Source organism: Saccharothrix carnea (assembly GCF_003014735.1).
Lineage (GTDB): Bacteria > Actinomycetota > Actinomycetes > Mycobacteriales > Pseudonocardiaceae > Actinosynnema > Actinosynnema carneum.
Genome location: NZ_PYAX01000001.1, coordinates 833990 through 849408, shown reverse-complemented (window position 1 = coordinate 849408; position 15419 = coordinate 833990). Strand labels below are relative to the sequence as shown.

The following is a 15419-nucleotide window of genomic DNA, read 5'->3' as shown; positions in this document are numbered from 1 at the left end:
TGGTGATGTTGCCGATCCGGCGCGGGTGGTCGTGGCGGACGGGTTGGGGCAGGCTGGCCGCATGGAGTACACCCAGTTGGGCCGTTCCGGCCTGTCCGTGTCCCGCCTGTGCCTCGGCACGATGAACTTCGGCCCGGAGACGTCGGAGGCCGACAGCCACGCGATCATGGACCGCGCCCACGAGCACGGCGTCAACTTCTTCGACACCGCCGACGTCTACGGGTGGCAGCGGGGCGAGGGCATCACCGAGAACATCATCGGCCGGTGGTTCGCCCAGGGCGGCGGGCGGCGGGAGAAGACCGTGCTCGCCACCAAGCTGTACGGCGACATGGGCGACTGGCCGAACGAGAAGCGGCTGTCCGCCCTGCACATCCGGCGGGCCGCGGACGCGTCGCTGCGGCGGTTGCGGACCGACTACATCGACCTGTACCAGATGCACCACGTGGACCGGGCCACGCCGTGGGACGAGGTCTGGGAAGCCTTCACCGTGCTGCGGCAGCAGGGGAAGGTGATCTACTTCGGGTCGTCCAACTTCGCCGGGTGGCACCTCGCGCAGGCGCAGGAGGCGGCCCGCCAACGCCACTTCCTCGGGCTGGTCAGCGAGCAGTCGATCTACAACCTGGTGAACCGGTTCGTGGAGCTGGAGGTGCTGCCCGCGGCGCGGCACTACGGCATCGGCGTGATCCCGTGGTCACCGCTGGGCGGTGGGTTGCTGGGCGGCGTGCTGCGCAAGCAGCGCGAGGGCGGCGGGTCGCGCGGCACGAACGAGCGCAGCCTGGCGGCGCTGGAGAAGCACCGTGAGGCGATCGAGGCGTACGAGAAGCTGTCGGCCGACCTGGGCGAGGACCCGGCCAACCTGGGCCTGGCGTGGCTGCTGCACCAGGAGGGCGTGACGGCGCCGATCATCGGCCCACGCACCGCGGAGCAGTTGGACGGATCACTGCGCGCCACCGAGATCAAGCTGGACACCGACACCCTGGCCAAGCTGGACGACCTCTTCCCCGCACCCGGCCCGAACGGCCCCAAGCCCGCACCGGAGGCCTACGCCTGGTAGGCGGAGGGGCGGGCCGTGGTCGGTGATGGCCGCGGCCCGCCTTGGTGCGTCAGGCGCCGACGTTGGCCGCCACGCCCTCGTAGGCGTAGCCCGAGTTGATGGCCGAGCTCACCTCGGCCGGGTTGGTCATCAGCACGTGGTCGCCGTTGCCCGGGTGGCGCAGCCGGTGGAACTGCACGCCCACTCCGGAATTGGGCGGGTAGACGTAAGCGCCGACCCCTTCGTAGGTGTAGCCCTGGGTGGTGGTCGCGGAGACGACTTCATCCCAGCTGACGGTGTGGTAGCGGTCGCGCCGTTGCGGGCTGTAGATCCGGTAGAAAGGAATCAGACCGGCCTGCGGTGAACTCGACACGAATGCGTCGAACCCGCTGTAGCTGTAACCCTTGCTCTGCGCGTTGATGACCTCGCTCTGGCTGGTCGTGTTGTAGTTGTCGCCGGTGCTCGGGCTGTACAGCCGGTAGAAGGCCTCGTTCAGCGAGGCGGTGGTGGTCACGGTGGCGGTGGCGGTCGGCGTGACCGTGGCGACCGCGGCCACGGCGACCAGGGCGGCGATGACGGCCCGGGACACCAGGGCGCGCCCGGTGACCAAGCGATGCGATAACACGCAATTCCTCCGGGGGATCAGGCGAACGGAAACACCGGAACGGGACGACCGCAATTGGCGGAATTCGTCGTCCGGCCCGTTTTCGGGTATGCCAAGAATCGTTCGTGCCCGCACCGCCTGCCATCCTCCGTTCGGAGGTGCCCGGCGGGTGTGGAGTTACCCGGAGGGAATAACTCGACTGTCCGGCGTATCGAACTGGGATGAGCGTTGTACGCGGGGCCGTGCGACGCCCGCCGCGCGCGCCGGGAACACTTCGGGCGTCCGCACGGCGACGTCCGACGCGCCCGGTCCGGCGCCCGCGTCAGTCCTCGAAGTCCTCGTCGTCACGTGCCAGGTAGGTGGCCAGCCGCTCGACGGCCGTCTCGAAGTCCGGGTTGAGGTCCACGAACGCCCGGAGCTTGTCGGCCAGCCAGGCGAACGTCACCTCCTCCTCACCCCGCCGGCTCTCCAGCTCCTCGATGCCACGATCGGTGAAGTACACGGGCCTTTCCTCCAACGAAACGGCCGAGCCGCCGAAACCCCGGGAGGTCTCGACGGCTCGGCGCGAACCAACGGGTGTTACTCGAACGCCTTCGCGATCAGCTCGCGCTGCTCGACCTCGTGCACCTTGGACGACCCCGCCGACGGCGCGGCCATCGGGCGGCGCGACACGCGCTTGACCGAGAACCGCTCGGGCAGCAGCTCCGGCAGCGCCAGCCCGAAGAACGGCCACGCGCCCTGGTTCGCGGGCTCCTCCTGGACCCAGCGGACCTCGGTGGCGTTCGGGTAGCGGTCCAGGGCGGCGGTCAGCTTGCGCGCCGGCACCGGGTACAGCTGCTCGACCCGCACGACCGCGACGTCCTTGTCGCCGCGCTTCTCCTGCTCGGCCAGCAGCTCGTAGTAGATCTTGCCGCTGCACAGCAGGACCTTGCGCACCGCGCTCGGGTCGACGCCGGTCGGGTCGTCGATCACCGACTGGAACTTGTCCTCCACGAACGCCTCGACCGGGCTGACCGCGGCCTTCAGGCGGAGCATGGACTTCGGCGTGAACACCACCAGCGGCCGGTTCACGCCGTCCAGCGCGTGCCGGCGCAGCAGGTGGAAGTAGTTCGCCGGCGTGGACGGCACCGCGATCGTCATCGAGCCCTCCGCGCACAGCTGGAGGAACCGCTCGATCCGGCCGGACGTGTGGTCCGGGCCCTGGCCCTCGTGGCCGTGCGGCAGCAGCAGCACGACATCGGACACCTGGCCCCACTTCGCCTCACCGGACGAGATGAACTCGTCGATGATCGGCTGCGCGCCGTTGACGAAGTCGCCGAACTGCGCCTCCCACAGCACCAGCGCGTCGGGGTTGGCCACCGAGTACCCGTACTCGAAGCCCAGCGCCGCGAACTCCGACAGCACCGAGTCGTACACCATGAACTTGCCCTGGTTCTCGGCCAGGTTCTGCAGCGGGGTGTACTCCTCGGATTTCTTGCGGTCCACCAGCGTGGCGTGCCGCTGCACGAACGTGCCGCGCCGCGAGTCCTGGCCGGCCAGGCGGACCGTGCGGCCCTCGAGCACCAGCGACCCGAACGCCAGCAGCTCGGCGAACGCCCAGTCGATGCCGCCCTCGCGGGCCATCTTGGCGCGGCGCTCCAGCACCGGCTTGACCCGCGGGTGCGGGGTGAAGCCCTCGGGCAGGTCCACGTGCGCGTCGGCGATCTTCTCGATCACCGAGCGGTCGACGCCGGTGGGCAGCTTGGTCGGGACCTGCTGCTCCTGCTCGATCGACGGCGAGGTCTTGATCGGGTGCTTCTCCAGCTCCCTGACCTCGTTGAACACGTGCTCCAGCTGCGAGGAGAAGTCCTGCAGCGCCTTCTCGGCCTCTTCGACGGAGATGTCGCCGCGGCCGATCAGGGACTCGGTGTAGGTCTTGCGCACCGAGCGCTTGGTGTCGATCACGTCGTACATCGCCGGCTGCGTCATCGAGGGGTCGTCGCCCTCGTTGTGGCCGCGGCGGCGGTAGCAGACCATGTCGATCACGACGTCCTTGTTGAACGCCTGCCGGTAGTCCACCGCGAGCTTGGCGACCCAGTAGCAGGCCTCCGGGTCGTCGCCGTTGACGTGGAACACCGGCGCGCCGATCATCTTCGCCACGTCGGTCGAGTACTTCGACGAGCGCGAGTGCTCGGGCGCGGTGGTGAAGCCGACCTGGTTGTTCACGACCACGTGGACCGTGCCGCCGGTGCGGTAGCCGCGCACGAGCGCCAGGTTCAGCGTCTCGGCGACCACGCCCTGGCCCGCGAACGCCGCGTCGCCGTGCAGCGCGACCGGCAGCACGGTGAAGCCCTCGCCGCCCTTGTCGAGCATGTCCTGCTTGGCCCGGACGATGCCCTCCAGCACCGGGTCCACGGCCTCCAGGTGCGACGGGTTCGCGGTCAGCGACACCTTGGTCTCGCCGTCGCCGAACATCCGGAAGTACTTGCCCTCGGCGCCCAGGTGGTACTTCACGTCACCGGAGCCGTGCGCCTGGCCGGGGTCGAGGTTGCCCTCGAACTCGCGGAAGATCTGCGAGATCGGCTTGCCGACGATGTTCGCCAGCACGTTCAGCCGGCCGCGGTGCGGCATGCCGATGACGACCTCGTCGATCTCGTGCTCGGCGGCCTTGTCCAGCACGGCGTCCAGCAGCGGGATGACCGTCTCGCCGCCTTCGAGCGAGAACCGCTTCTGGCCGACGTACTTGGTCTGCAGGAACGTCTCGAACGCCTCGGCGGCGTTGAGCTTGGACAGGATGTACTTCTGCACGGTGGCCGGCGGCTTCTCGTGCGGCACCTCGACGCGCTCCTGGATCCAGAGGCGCTCCTCCGGGTCGAGGATGTGCATGTACTCGACGCCGACCGTGCGGCAGTACGAGTTGCGCAGCACGCCCAGGATGTCGCGCAGCCTCATCCGCTCCTGGCCCGCGAACCCGCCGACCGGGAACTCCCGGTCCAGGTCCCACAGGGTCAGGCCGTGCGACAGGACGTCGAGGTCCTGGTGGCTGCGCTGGCGGTAGTTCAGCGGGTCCGTGTCGGCCATCAGGTGGCCGCGGGTGCGGAACGCGTCGATCAGCTCGATCACCCGGGCGGTCTTGTCGACCGCGCCCTCGGGGATGTCGGCGACCCAGCGGATCGGCTCGTACGGCAGCCGCAGCGACGTGAAGACGTCGTCGTAGAAGCCGTCCTCGCCCAGCAGCAGCTGGTGGATGCGGCGCAGGAACTCACCCGACTCCGCGCCCTGGATGACGCGGTGGTCGTAGGTGGAGGTCAGCGTGATGACCTTGCTGACGCCCATGTCGGTCAGGGCCTGCTCGCTGGTGCCCTGGAAGTGCGCCGGGTACTCCATCGCGCCGACGCCGATGATCGTGCCCTGGCCCGCCTGCAGCCGCGGCACCGAGTGGTTGGTGCCGATGGTGCCGGGGTTGGTCAGCGAGATGGTGGTGCCGGAGAAGTCCTCGGCGGTCAGCGAGCCCGTCCGCGCCTTGCGGATCAGGTCCTCGTAGGCCTGCCAGAACTGCGTGAACGTCATGTTCTCGCAGCCCTTGATCGAGGCCACGACCAGCGTGCGGGCGCCGTCCTTGCCGGGCAGGTCGATCGCCAGGCCGAAGTTCACGTGCTCGGGCGTGACCACGAACGGCTTGCCGTCGACCTCGGCGAAGTGCCGGTTCATGTTCGGGTACGCCTTGAGCGCCCGCACCACCGCGTACCCGATCAGGTGGGTGAAGGAGACCTTCCCACCGCGGGTGCGCTTGAGGTGGTTGTTGATCACGATGCGGTTGTCGGCCAGCAGCTTGGCGGGCACGGCGCGCACGCTCGTCGCGGTCGGAACGGTGAGCGAGAGCTCCATGTTCTTCGCGATGGCGGCGGCGGCGCCGCGCAGCTGCTTCTGCTCCTCGCCCTGGGCGGGCTTCACCGGCGCGGCCTTGGCGGCCAGGGCGGGCGCGGGCTTGGCCGCGGGCTTCTGGGCCGGTGCCGGCTGGCTCTTCGGCTGCTGCGTCGGTGTCGGCGCGGGCGTCGCCGGCGCGGCCTGCGCGGACGCGGGTGCGGCGGTCGGCGCGGACTGGGCCGGAGCGGTCTTGGTGGCGGTCGTGGTGCCGTTCTCCGCGGCCGTCGCCGCCCCGTTGCCCGACCGCTGCGTCGACTTGTAGTCGGCGAAGAAGTCGTGCCAGGCCGGGTCTACCGACGACGGGTCGGCGAGGAACTGCTCGTACATCTCTTCGACCAGCCACTCATTGGGGCCGAACTGAGAAGCAGGACTGCTGCTGGACACGGCTGGCGCTCGCCTCTATCCATCTCGCTCTTGGTAATGACTCACTCATGGTCAGGCTAGTCCCCCGTCCGGTGCAGTTCACACACAGGAGGGGCAGCGCACCGAGTGTTCTCTCACAGAATCGGTCAGGGCATCGGGTCGTGTTATGGGTGCTTGAGCATCACTTGAGGTTATGCCCGTCACACGTCCGGTGGTGCTTCGACTCGGAGTAGTTGTGCGCACGGTGGCGGTCAGTGGGTTGTGAGGTGTTCAGCAGGCTGAACGGTGGCGCGCGCTGGCTGTCTGACCTGCGTGTTCAACTTTCTGGTTGACATAGCGGGGTGGGCTTCGTACTGTGTGTTCAACCGAGAGGTTGAGTAAGGAGATGGCGGTGGACGACCAGTTGTCGCGGGTCTTCTCGGCCCTGGCCGACCCGATCCGGCGCGACATGGTGGCGCGGCTGGCGGTGGGCGACGCGACGGTGAACGAGTTGGCCGAGCCGTACTCCGTGACCGTGCAGGCCGTGTCGAAGCACCTCAAGGTGCTGGAGGACGCCGGGCTCGTCAGCCGCAGCAAGCAGGCGCAGCGGCGGCCCGTCCACCTCGAGGCGGAGGTGTTCGACCTGATGACGAAGTGGATCGAGCGCTACCGGCAGGAGGCGGAGCAGCGCTACCAGCGGCTGGACGCCGTGCTCGCCGAGATGGCACAGCAGACCGAAGAGACCCGAGTCGAAGGAGAAGCATCATGACCACGACCACGCACCCCCAGACCACGATCAGCGCCGACCCGGCCTTGCCGACCATCCACATCACCCGCGAGTTCAACGCTCCGGTGGACGCCGTGTTCCACGCCCACGTCGACCCGGACCTCGTGTCGAAGTGGCTGGGCCCGCGGTCGGTGACCATGCGGGTGGACCGGTGGGACGCGACGACCGGCGGTGCCTACCGGTACGTGCACGCCCGCGGTGACGAGGAGTACCGGTTCTACGGCTCGTTCCACGAGGTGCGCGCCGGCGAGCGGATCGTGCAGACGTTCACCTACGAGGGGTTCCCGGACGGGGTGGCCCTGGAGACGCTGACGTTCGAGGACCTCGGCGGCGGGCGGACGCGGCTGCACATCGTGAGCGTGTTCGAGACGACCGAGGGCCGGGACGCCGCGATGGCCAGCGGCATGGAGACCGGTGTGGTCGAGGGCTACGAGCAGCTCGACGACCTGCTCGCCGAGGCCTGAGCGCCAGCTCCTCGCCCCGCAGACCGTCACCGGCTGCGGGGCTGCCCCCTGCTTTACGACCTCGCGCGCCCGGTCAGTGGGTGGACGTCAGCTCCGTCGCGTCCGGTGCGACGTCCGTGCCGTGGGCCCAGAGCCGGGCGTAGTGGCCGTTCGACGCGACCAGCTCGGCGTGCGTGCCCTGCTCGACGATCCGGCCCTCGGACAGCACCACGATCCGGTCCGCCCGCGCCGCCGTGGCCAGCCGGTGGGCCACCACGAACGTGGTCCTCGCGCCGGCCAGGTGGTCGCTCGCGGCCAGCACCGCCGCCTCCGTCGCCGGGTCCAGGGCCGCGGTGGCCTCGTCCAGCAGCAGGATCGTCGGCTGGACCAGCTCGGCACGGGCCAGCGCGACGAGCTGCCGCTGCCCGGCGGACAGCCCCTGGCCGCGCTCGCCGACCTGCTGGTGGAATGCGTTGGGCAGGGACGCCACCACGGGCAGGGCGCCCACGGCGCGGACCGCCGCCTCGATCTCGGCACGGGTGGCGTCCGGCTTGCCGTAGGAGACGTTCTCCGCGATGTCGCCGCCGAACAGGTGCGCTTCCTGCGGCACGATCCCCAGCCGTTGGCGCAGCGCCGACAGGTCGTAGTCGCGCAGGTCGACCCCGTCGATCAGCACCGCGCCACCGGTGGCGTCGTAGAACCGCGCCACGAGCTTGACCAGCGTGGACTTGCCCGCGCCGGTCGCGCCGACCAGGGCGACGGTCTCGCCGGGCGCGACGCGCAGGGAGATGCCCTCCACGGCCGGCCTCGTGGTGCCCTGGTAGGCGAAGGTCACGTCGCGCAGCTCCACCTCGCCGCGGAGCTCGGTCACCGGCACCGGGTCCTCGGCCGGCGGCACGGTCGTCGGCGTGCGCAGCAGGTCGCTGATGCGCCTCAGACCGACCCTGGCCTGCTGGTAGCCGTCGAACACGCCGGACAGCTGGTACAGCGGCGAGAAGAACAGGCCCAGGTAGAGGACGAACGCCAGCAGCACGCCGGGCGACAGGGAGCCGTCCGCCACCCGGTACGCGCCGACCACCAGGATCCCGGCCTGGGCCACGCCCGAGAGCAGGGACAGGAACGGGAAGTAGGTGGCGATGTACCGCTGCGCCCGGATCCGGGACCGGCGGTAGGCGTCGCTGCGCTCGGCGAACGCCTCGGCCGACCGCGCCTCCCGCGTGTACGCCTGCGACACGCGCAGGCCCGACACGTTCTCCTGGAGGTCGGCGTTGACCGCGCTGACGCGTTCCCGCGCCTCCGCGTACGCCGCCGACGACAGGCGCTGGAAGATCACCGTGGCGATCAGCAGGATCGGCAGGACGCTCAACGCCACCAGGGCCAGCCCGGGGTCGGTGACGACCAGCGCGACCGCGATGCCGACCACCGTCAGCACGCTGATCACGAACGTGGTCAGGCCCGTCTGCAGGAAGCTGGACAGGGCGTCCACGTCGGTGGTCATCCGGGTCATGATCCGGCCGGCCATCTCGCGCTCGTAGTAGTCCAGCCCCAGTCGTTGCAGGTGGGCGTAGCTGCGCACGCGCAGCAGGTAGAGCAGGCGCTCGCCGACCCGGGACGTCACCACCGTGCCCACCGCCGAGGACGTCCAGCCCAGCAGCACCAGGGTGAAGCTGATCGCCACCGCGGTCCAGAGCCAGCCGACCTGACCGCCCACCACGCCCCGGTCGATGCCCAGCCGCACCAGGTTCGGCGAGGCCACGGCCAGGGCCGTGTCGACCAGCAGCAGGCAGGCCACGCCCAGCATCGCCCAGCGGACCGGGCGGAGCAGGGTGCGCAGGCGGAAGCCGGGGTCGGGTGCGCGAGGGTCCTCGCCGTGCAGGACCGGCACGTCCAGGGCGGGCGGCAGGGCGTGCACGCGCGCCATCAGGTCCGGCGTCGGCGGTGTGCCGCCCAGCAGCGCGGACGTGCCGCCGCCGCCGCGGGACGGCTTGGCCGCGCCCACCGCCCGGTTCGCCGCGCGCACGGCCAGGTCGTCGTCGGCGTCGTCGGGCTCGGGCCACAGGTCGGGGGTCGTGCCGTCCGGGCCCGGTTCCAGCCGCGCGTCGGCACGCGGGTCGACCTGTTCGATCGCCTCACCGGGACCGGCGAGCAGCTCGCGGTAGAGGCGGCAGCGCCCGTGCAGCTCGGCGTGGGTGCCGATGTCGACCAGCCGGCCCGCGTCCAGCACGGCGATGCGGTCGGCCAGCGCCAACGACGACCGCCGGTGCGCGATCAGCAGGGTGGTGCGCTCGGCGGTCACGGCGGCCAGCGTGCGGTGGATCGCGGCCTCGGTCGCGTTGTCCACCGCCGACGTGGCGTCGTCCAGGACCAGCACGCGCGGGTCGGAGAGCAGGGCGCGGGCGAGGGCCACGCGCTGGCGCTGGCCGCCGGACAGCGTCAGGCCGCGCTCGCCCACGACGGTGTCGTAGCCGTTGGGCAGCGCCTCGATGAACTCGTGCGCCTCGGCCGCCCGCGCCGCGGCCAGGACCTGCTCGTCGGAGGCGTCCGGCAGGCCGTAGGCGATGTTCGCGCGGACCGTGTCGGAGAAGAGGAAGGCCTCCTCGAACACGGTGCCGACGGTCTGCCGCAAGGACGACAGGCGCAGGTCGCGGACGTCCACACTGCCCACCGTCACCGCGCCCTCGTGCACGTCGTAGAACCGGGGCAGCAGGAGCGACACGGTCGACTTGCCCGAGCCGGCCGTGCCGACGATCGCCAGCGTCTCGCCCGGCTCGACGCGCAGCGACACCCCGGACAGCACCGGCTCGCTGCGCGTGTACCCGAACGTCACGTCCCGCAGCTCCACCGCGACCGGACCGGCGGGCACGTCCCGGTCGCCGTCCACGACGGTCGGCTGCGAGTCGATCAGCTCGTACACCCGCTCCACGCCCGCGCGGGCCAGCTGGGCGGTCACCATCAGGCTCGCCAGCAGGCGGGTCGGGCCGACCAGGGTGGCCACGTAGGTCGCGAACGCCAGGAACGTGCCCAGCGTCACCTCGCCGCGCAGCGCGAGCCAGCCGCCCAGCGCCAGCACCGCCACCTGGCCCAGGTACGGCAGCGAGTTCAACGTCGCGGACGGGCGGGCGGTCAGCCGGGCGGCGCGCATCCGTTCGGCGAACAGCAGCCCGGCCCGCGACTCCAGCCGGGACACCTCACGCGCCTCCTGGCCGAAGCCCTTGACCACGCGCACGCCGGTCACGGTCTCCTCGACCTGCTGCGCCACGTCCGCCGCGCGCTGCTGGGCCGACCACGTCGCCGGGAACAGCGTCAGCCTGCTGCGGGCCGCGACCACGCCGACCGCGGGCACGATCACCAGCGCGATCACGGTCAGCAGCGGCGACAGCCAGAACATCGCCACGATCGCCGCCACCGCGAACACGACCGTGCCGAACGCCAGGGGCGTCATCGACAGCAGGCTGTTGACCAGCTGCAGGTCGGTGATCGAGCGGGACACCACCTGGCCGGTGCGCAGCGCGTCCTGCTTCGGCCCGTCCAGCCGCTGCACCGCGCCGAACACGGCTTGGCGCAGGTCGTGCTGCACGTCGACGGCCAGCCGCCCGCCGAGGTACCGGCGCACGAACGCGGTGCCGAAGGTCAGCAGCTCCAGGCCGACCAGGACGATCGCCAGCCAGGCCAGGCGGTCGGTGCGGCCGACCATCGCGTCGTCCACCGCGACCTTGATCAGCAACGGGCCGACTGCCTGCAACCCGACGCCCACGACGGCGGCGAGCACCGACAGCACCACGAGCGCGCGGTGCTGCCAGCACGCCCTGGCGAGCCTGCGGATCCAGCCGTCGGGAGGAGTCACGAGGTCCAACATAGGTCGGACCACCGACAGCGTTCACGGCCGCTGCCCCGCCGAGGGCGGCCCGGTGGGCCGGAAATCAGCCGTTCGTGCCGATCCCACGACGACCGGTCGTGTGACGAAGGCCGCCCCGAACCTTCGGGACGGCCTTCGTCAGTCGGACGAGATCAGGCGATCAGGTGATGTCCTTGCGCTGGGTGGCGGCCCAGCCGCCGAGGAAGAACAACGCCGTCCAGACCAGGAAGATCAACCCGCTCAGCCACCAGTCGAACGCGCCCAGCGCGCCCGCGATGGCCCGCAGCACCTCCACCATCTCGTCCGGCACGACGCCCGCGTTCGCCAGGAACAGCGACGACGCCACCGAGCCGGTCAGCCCGTTCACCGCGCCGTTGGGCAGGAAGCCGATGATCTCCGGCACGCCCTGCGACGACAGCACCAGCTGCAGGCCGTTCTCCACGATCAGCATGTAGAGCAGCAGCACCACGGTGGTGCCGACGACGCTGGTCATCAGCGCGCCGACACCGACGCCGAACATGGTCATCAGGATCGACGACAGGATGCCGACACCGGCCAGCGCGAGCCACCCGCCCGCGTCCGGCAGCGAGCCGGAGTTCGAGGTCAGCGCGATGCCGATGCTCACCGACGCCACGATCGCGACGCCGAAGATCGCACCCCACAGGACGTAGACGACCATCTTGGCGCCCAGCGCGGAGACCCGGTTCGGGGCGGTCAGGAACGTGGTGGTGATCGTCTTGCGGTTGATCTCGTTCGCGATCGCCAGGCCGCCGAAGATCATCGGGAAGATCGTGGCCACGTTGATGCTTCGGGCGATGCCGAACACCGACATCTGCCACTGCGACGGGTCCACGTTGAGCAGCGTGGCCAGTTCCTCGGCGTCGCTGCTGCCCATGAAGTCGGAGACGGTCTTGAAGATCGCGCCGGTGCCCAGCGCCCAGCCGAACGCGAGCAGCACGGTCGGGATCATCAGGCCCCACCACAGGCCCGTGGTGGTGGTCTTGCGGAACTCGGCCTTGATCAGGTTGCCCATCACGCACCGCCCCCGAGGCCGCCCTGGCCGTGTTGCCGACCGTATGGATTGTCCTGCTGCGGCTGCTGCGGCGAGCCGTGCGGGTTGTCCTGCTGCGGCTGGCCGTAGGGGTTGTCCTGCGGCGGCTGCGGTGCCAACGGGTAACCGTGCGGCTGCTGCTGGTAGCCCTGCGGTGGTTGTTGGTACTGCTCGTAGCCCGGTGGCGGCTGCTGGTAGCCGGACGGGGGAGTCTGGTACTGCTGCGGCTGCTGCTGGTAGCCCGGCGGCGGCGCCTGGAACTGCTGGTAGCCGGGCTGCGGCTGCTGGTACGCGACCGGTGCCGCGTACTGGCTCTGCCCCGGTGCCGCGTACTGGCCGTTGGTGAGCTGGAAGAACAGCCGCTCCAGGTCGACCTTCTCCTCCTGCAGGCCGTAGATCGACACGCCCGCCTTCAACGCGGTGTCGGCGACCTCCTTGGCCTCCACGCCGCTGACCGCGATGCGGCCGTCCGGCACCTGCTCGATCCCGGTGATCCCGTCCTCGCGCAGCGCCGCGACCAGCGCGCCGACGTCCGAGGGCTGCACCAGCACGCGGGCCTGCTGCTGGTCGCGCAGCTGGTCGAGCGACCCGTAGTACATGGTCTGGCCGCGGCTGATGATCACCACCTGGTCGACGGTCTGCTCGACCTCGGCCAACAGGTGGCTGGAGATCAGCACGGTCCGCCCGCTGCGCGCGTAGGACTGCAGGAACGTCCGCAGCCACGCGATGCCCTCCGGGTCCAGCCCGTTGGCCGGTTCGTCGAGCACCAGGATCTGCGGGTCGCCCAGCAGCGCGGTGGCCAGGGCCAGCCGCTGCTTCATGCCCAGCGAGAACCCGCCCGCCTTGCGGTCGCCCGCCGCGCCGAGCCCGACGAGCTGGAGCACCTGGTCGGCCCGCGAGTCCGGCACGCCGATCGCGGCGGCGTAGACCCGCAGGTGGTTGCGGGCGGTGCGCTTGGGGTGGAAGCCCTGGGCCTCCAGCACCGCGCCGACCACCCGCGCCGGGTTGCCGAGCTGGCTGAACGGCCTGCCGTTGATCAGTCCGATGCCCGCGGTCGGGGTCACCAGGCCGAGCAGCATGCGCAGCGTCGTCGTCTTGCCGGCCCCGTTGGGGCCGAGGAAGCCGGTCACCGAACCGGGTTCCACTGTGAAGCTGAGGTTCTGCACCGCTGCGACCGGACCGAACTGCTTGGTCAAGTTCTGCACCACGATGCGGCCTGTGCCGTCGTGCACGCGTCCCTCCCGAGTACTCCTACCGGGCGTCATCCTGCCTTAGGAGGGTCACTCGGGGAGGGCGTGCCGCGGTTTCGACGCGACCCTCGGTATTTCCGCGGTCGTCTCGACGTCCTTCGAATGGCGCAGCGTCCGCAGCGGTCGGCGGCGTTCCCGGTGCGGCAGGCCGTCGCCTATGAGGTGCTGGTGCGCCATCGTCCACACCTGGCACGGCCACTTCTTGTGCCGCAGGATGCCGGGGCACGCGCCGCAGCGACCGTCCGGATCGGGCTGGTGCACGGTCAGCAGCAGCCGCCACCCGTCTGCCAGGCGGTGGATCTCGGACCGCGCGAGCGGCACGAGGGCCTCCGCCTCCCCGGTCTCGGCGGCTTCGTCCAGCAACGCCAGCCGGCGCAGCACGGCGGCCCTCAGTGCCTCGTCCACGCCCCTCACATCCTGTCGGCGACTTGGTCGAGCAGGCGGTGCAACCTGCGCGTCTGCGTGACGGACATCACAGCCGACTCGCCCGGCGGCGCGACCAGCAGAACTCGGTCGTTCTCGACGAGAACGGTCATCGACCGGTCCCGCCCGAAGGGGTCGTGGCAGTCGATCCAGCCCTCAGGTTCAGCCATCTGCACTCCGATCGGAGGTGGCGCGGCAGAACGCCGCGCGAGCGGACGACCCCGCTGCGTAGCTGCGGAGTTCCCGCCCTGTGCATCGGTCGCGAGGCCGTCGTGACTTACCCGTTATCACCCAAGTTCACTCGATTGCTTGAGCGCGTACACAGCGTGTCGCCACCGCCGGGGTAACTCTTCGACCGGATCGGTGGGGCCGCTGGGCACGGAGCCCTGTTCCCGGCTAAGATTGGTCACGCGGCCCGCTCCCAGTGACCCCCAGGCTGGTTGAGCGGGCCGTCTTACGTAGGCAAGGGCCCCGCTCACGTGCTGTGAGCGGGGCCCTTCGCGGTTCGTGCCTCAGAGGTCGATCGGCGTGTGGGTCATCCCGTGCGCCTGCGCGACCGGCAGGTTGGTCAGCAGGCCCTCGTGGGCGTTCAGGCCGAGCGCCAGCGACGCGTCCGCGCGCAGCGCCGCTTCCCAGCCGTTGTCGGCCAGGGCGACGGCGTGGGGCAGCGTCACGTTGGTCAGCGCGTAGGTCGACGTGCGCGGCACGGCGCCGGGCATGTTCGCCACGCAGTAGAAGACCGCGTCGTGCACCTGGTAGGTCGGGTCGGCGTGCGTGGTCGGCCGCGAGTCGGCGAAGCAGCCGCCCTGGTCGATCGCGATGTCCACCAGCACCGCGCCGGGCTTCATGTCGGCCACCAGCTCGTTGCTCACCAGCTTGGGCGCCTTCGCACCGGGCACCAGCACCGCGCCGATGACCAGGTCGGCCTCGCGCACGGCCTGCTCCACGGCGTACCGGTTGGACGTCACGGTGCGCAGGCGGCCCTGGTAGAGCGCGTCGATGTGGCGCAGCCGGTCCACGTTGGTGTCCAGGACCTGCACGTCCGCGCCCATGCCGACGGCGATCGCGGCCGCATTCAGGCCCGCCACGCCGCCGCCGATCACGACCACGCGCGCCGGGTGCACGCCGGGCACGCCGCCGGGCAGCACGCCGCGCCCGCCGGACGGCTTCATCAGCGAGAACGCGCCCACCTGCGGCGCCAGCCTGCCCGCCACCTCGGACATCGGCGCCAGCAGCGGCAGCGCGCCGTTCGCGGTCTGCACGGTCTCGTAGGCGATGGCGGTGGTGCCGGAGTCCAGCAGGGCCTGCGTCAGCGGCCGGTCGGCGGCCAGGTGCAGGTAGGTGAACAGGACCTGGCCCTCGCGCAGCCGCGGGTACTCCTCGGCGATCGGCTCCTTGACCTTGAGCACCAGGTCGCCCTCGGCCCACACGTCGTCCGCGGTGGCCAGCACCTTCGCGCCGGCGGCCAGGTACTCCTCGTCGGTGATGGCCGAACCGAGGCCCGCGCCGGTCTCGACGACCACGTCGTGACCGCGCTGGGTCAGCTCGTGCGCGCCCGCCGGGGTCAGCGCGACGCGGTACTCGTGGTTCTTGATCTCGCGAGGGACTGCGATCCGCACGGTGGGCTCCTTCGGCCGTTGTTACACCAAAGGTCCGTTAACGGGTTTTCGGTGTCATCGTGCTGAACGCACCAACGCGGCCCGTCGCCGTTGTGCGGACCGAAC

The 15419-nt window shown here is 70.7% G+C and carries 12 protein-coding genes; 3 read left to right on the top strand and 9 right to left on the bottom strand.

Translation table 11 applies throughout. The features are described 5' to 3' along the window. Positions 1–61: 61 nt before the first annotated feature. A complete protein-coding gene (locus B0I31_RS04050) occupies positions 62–1054 on the top strand; it encodes an aldo/keto reductase (protein WP_106613874.1) in 993 nt (330 codons plus the stop codon). 49 nt (positions 1055–1103) lie between these two features. Here the strand turns inward: B0I31_RS04050 and B0I31_RS04045 are convergent, their stop codons facing one another. The 3 genes from B0I31_RS04045 to B0I31_RS04035 form a co-directional block, all read right to left on the bottom strand. Next, positions 1104–1643: a hypothetical protein gene (locus tag B0I31_RS04045; protein ID WP_106613873.1), complete on the bottom strand. Its 540-nt coding sequence runs from the start codon at positions 1641–1643 to the stop codon at positions 1104–1106. Between the two features lie 316 nt (positions 1644–1959). Beyond that, positions 1960–2139, bottom strand: a complete 180-nt coding sequence (locus B0I31_RS04040) for a DUF6104 family protein (RefSeq protein WP_073891432.1) — start codon at positions 2137–2139, stop codon at positions 1960–1962. Between the two features lie 77 nt (positions 2140–2216). Continuing rightward, a complete protein-coding gene (locus tag B0I31_RS04035; RefSeq protein ID WP_106613872.1) occupies positions 2217–5927 on the bottom strand; it encodes a multifunctional oxoglutarate decarboxylase/oxoglutarate dehydrogenase thiamine pyrophosphate-binding subunit/dihydrolipoyllysine-residue succinyltransferase subunit in 3711 nt (1236 codons plus the stop codon). 370 nt (positions 5928–6297) lie between these two features. On the opposite strand from B0I31_RS04035, the gene B0I31_RS04030 reads away from it, so the two are divergent. Both B0I31_RS04030 and B0I31_RS04025 read left to right on the top strand, forming a co-directional pair. Then, positions 6298–6654 carry an ArsR/SmtB family transcription factor gene (locus B0I31_RS04030; protein ID WP_106614038.1) on the top strand — a complete coding sequence of 119 codons (357 nt, stop codon included), beginning with the start codon at positions 6298–6300 and terminating at the stop codon, positions 6652–6654. Next, entirely contained in the window at positions 6651–7136 is a 486-nt protein-coding gene (locus B0I31_RS04025) for an SRPBCC family protein (protein ID WP_106613871.1), read from the top strand. Before B0I31_RS04030 ends, B0I31_RS04025 begins: the two co-directional genes overlap by 4 nt. 73 nt (positions 7137–7209) lie before the next feature. On the opposite strand, the gene B0I31_RS04020 is transcribed toward B0I31_RS04025, so the two are convergent. The 6 genes from B0I31_RS04020 to ald all read right to left on the bottom strand — a co-directional run bounded on the left by B0I31_RS04020 (position 7210) and on the right by ald (position 15314). After that, complete coding sequence (locus tag B0I31_RS04020; RefSeq protein ID WP_106613870.1) at positions 7210–10971, bottom strand: ABC transporter ATP-binding protein; 3762 nt, start codon at positions 10969–10971, stop codon at positions 7210–7212. Positions 10972–11131: 160 nt separating this feature from the next. Then, a complete protein-coding gene (locus B0I31_RS04015) occupies positions 11132–12004 on the bottom strand; it encodes an ABC-2 transporter permease (protein ID WP_106613869.1) in 873 nt (290 codons plus the stop codon). Further along, on the bottom strand, positions 12004–13254 hold the full coding sequence (locus tag B0I31_RS04010) for an ABC transporter ATP-binding protein (RefSeq protein WP_106613868.1): 1251 nt from the start codon (positions 13252–13254) through the stop codon (positions 12004–12006). The genes B0I31_RS04015 and B0I31_RS04010 overlap by 1 nt, the downstream gene beginning before the upstream one ends. A gap of 48 nt (positions 13255–13302) precedes the next feature. Next, the gene (locus B0I31_RS04005; RefSeq protein WP_106613867.1) at positions 13303–13677 is read right to left on the bottom strand and encodes a hypothetical protein; all 375 of its coding nucleotides are present in this window, start codon (positions 13675–13677) and stop codon (positions 13303–13305) included. Between the two features lie 5 nt (positions 13678–13682). Further along, entirely contained in the window at positions 13683–13865 is a 183-nt protein-coding gene (locus B0I31_RS04000) for a hypothetical protein (protein WP_053719587.1), read from the bottom strand. A gap of 342 nt (positions 13866–14207) precedes the next feature. Next, positions 14208–15314, bottom strand: coding sequence for an alanine dehydrogenase (gene ald, locus B0I31_RS03995; protein ID WP_106613866.1), 1107 nt, complete (start codon positions 15312–15314; stop codon positions 14208–14210). Positions 15315–15419: the final 105 nt, after the last annotated feature.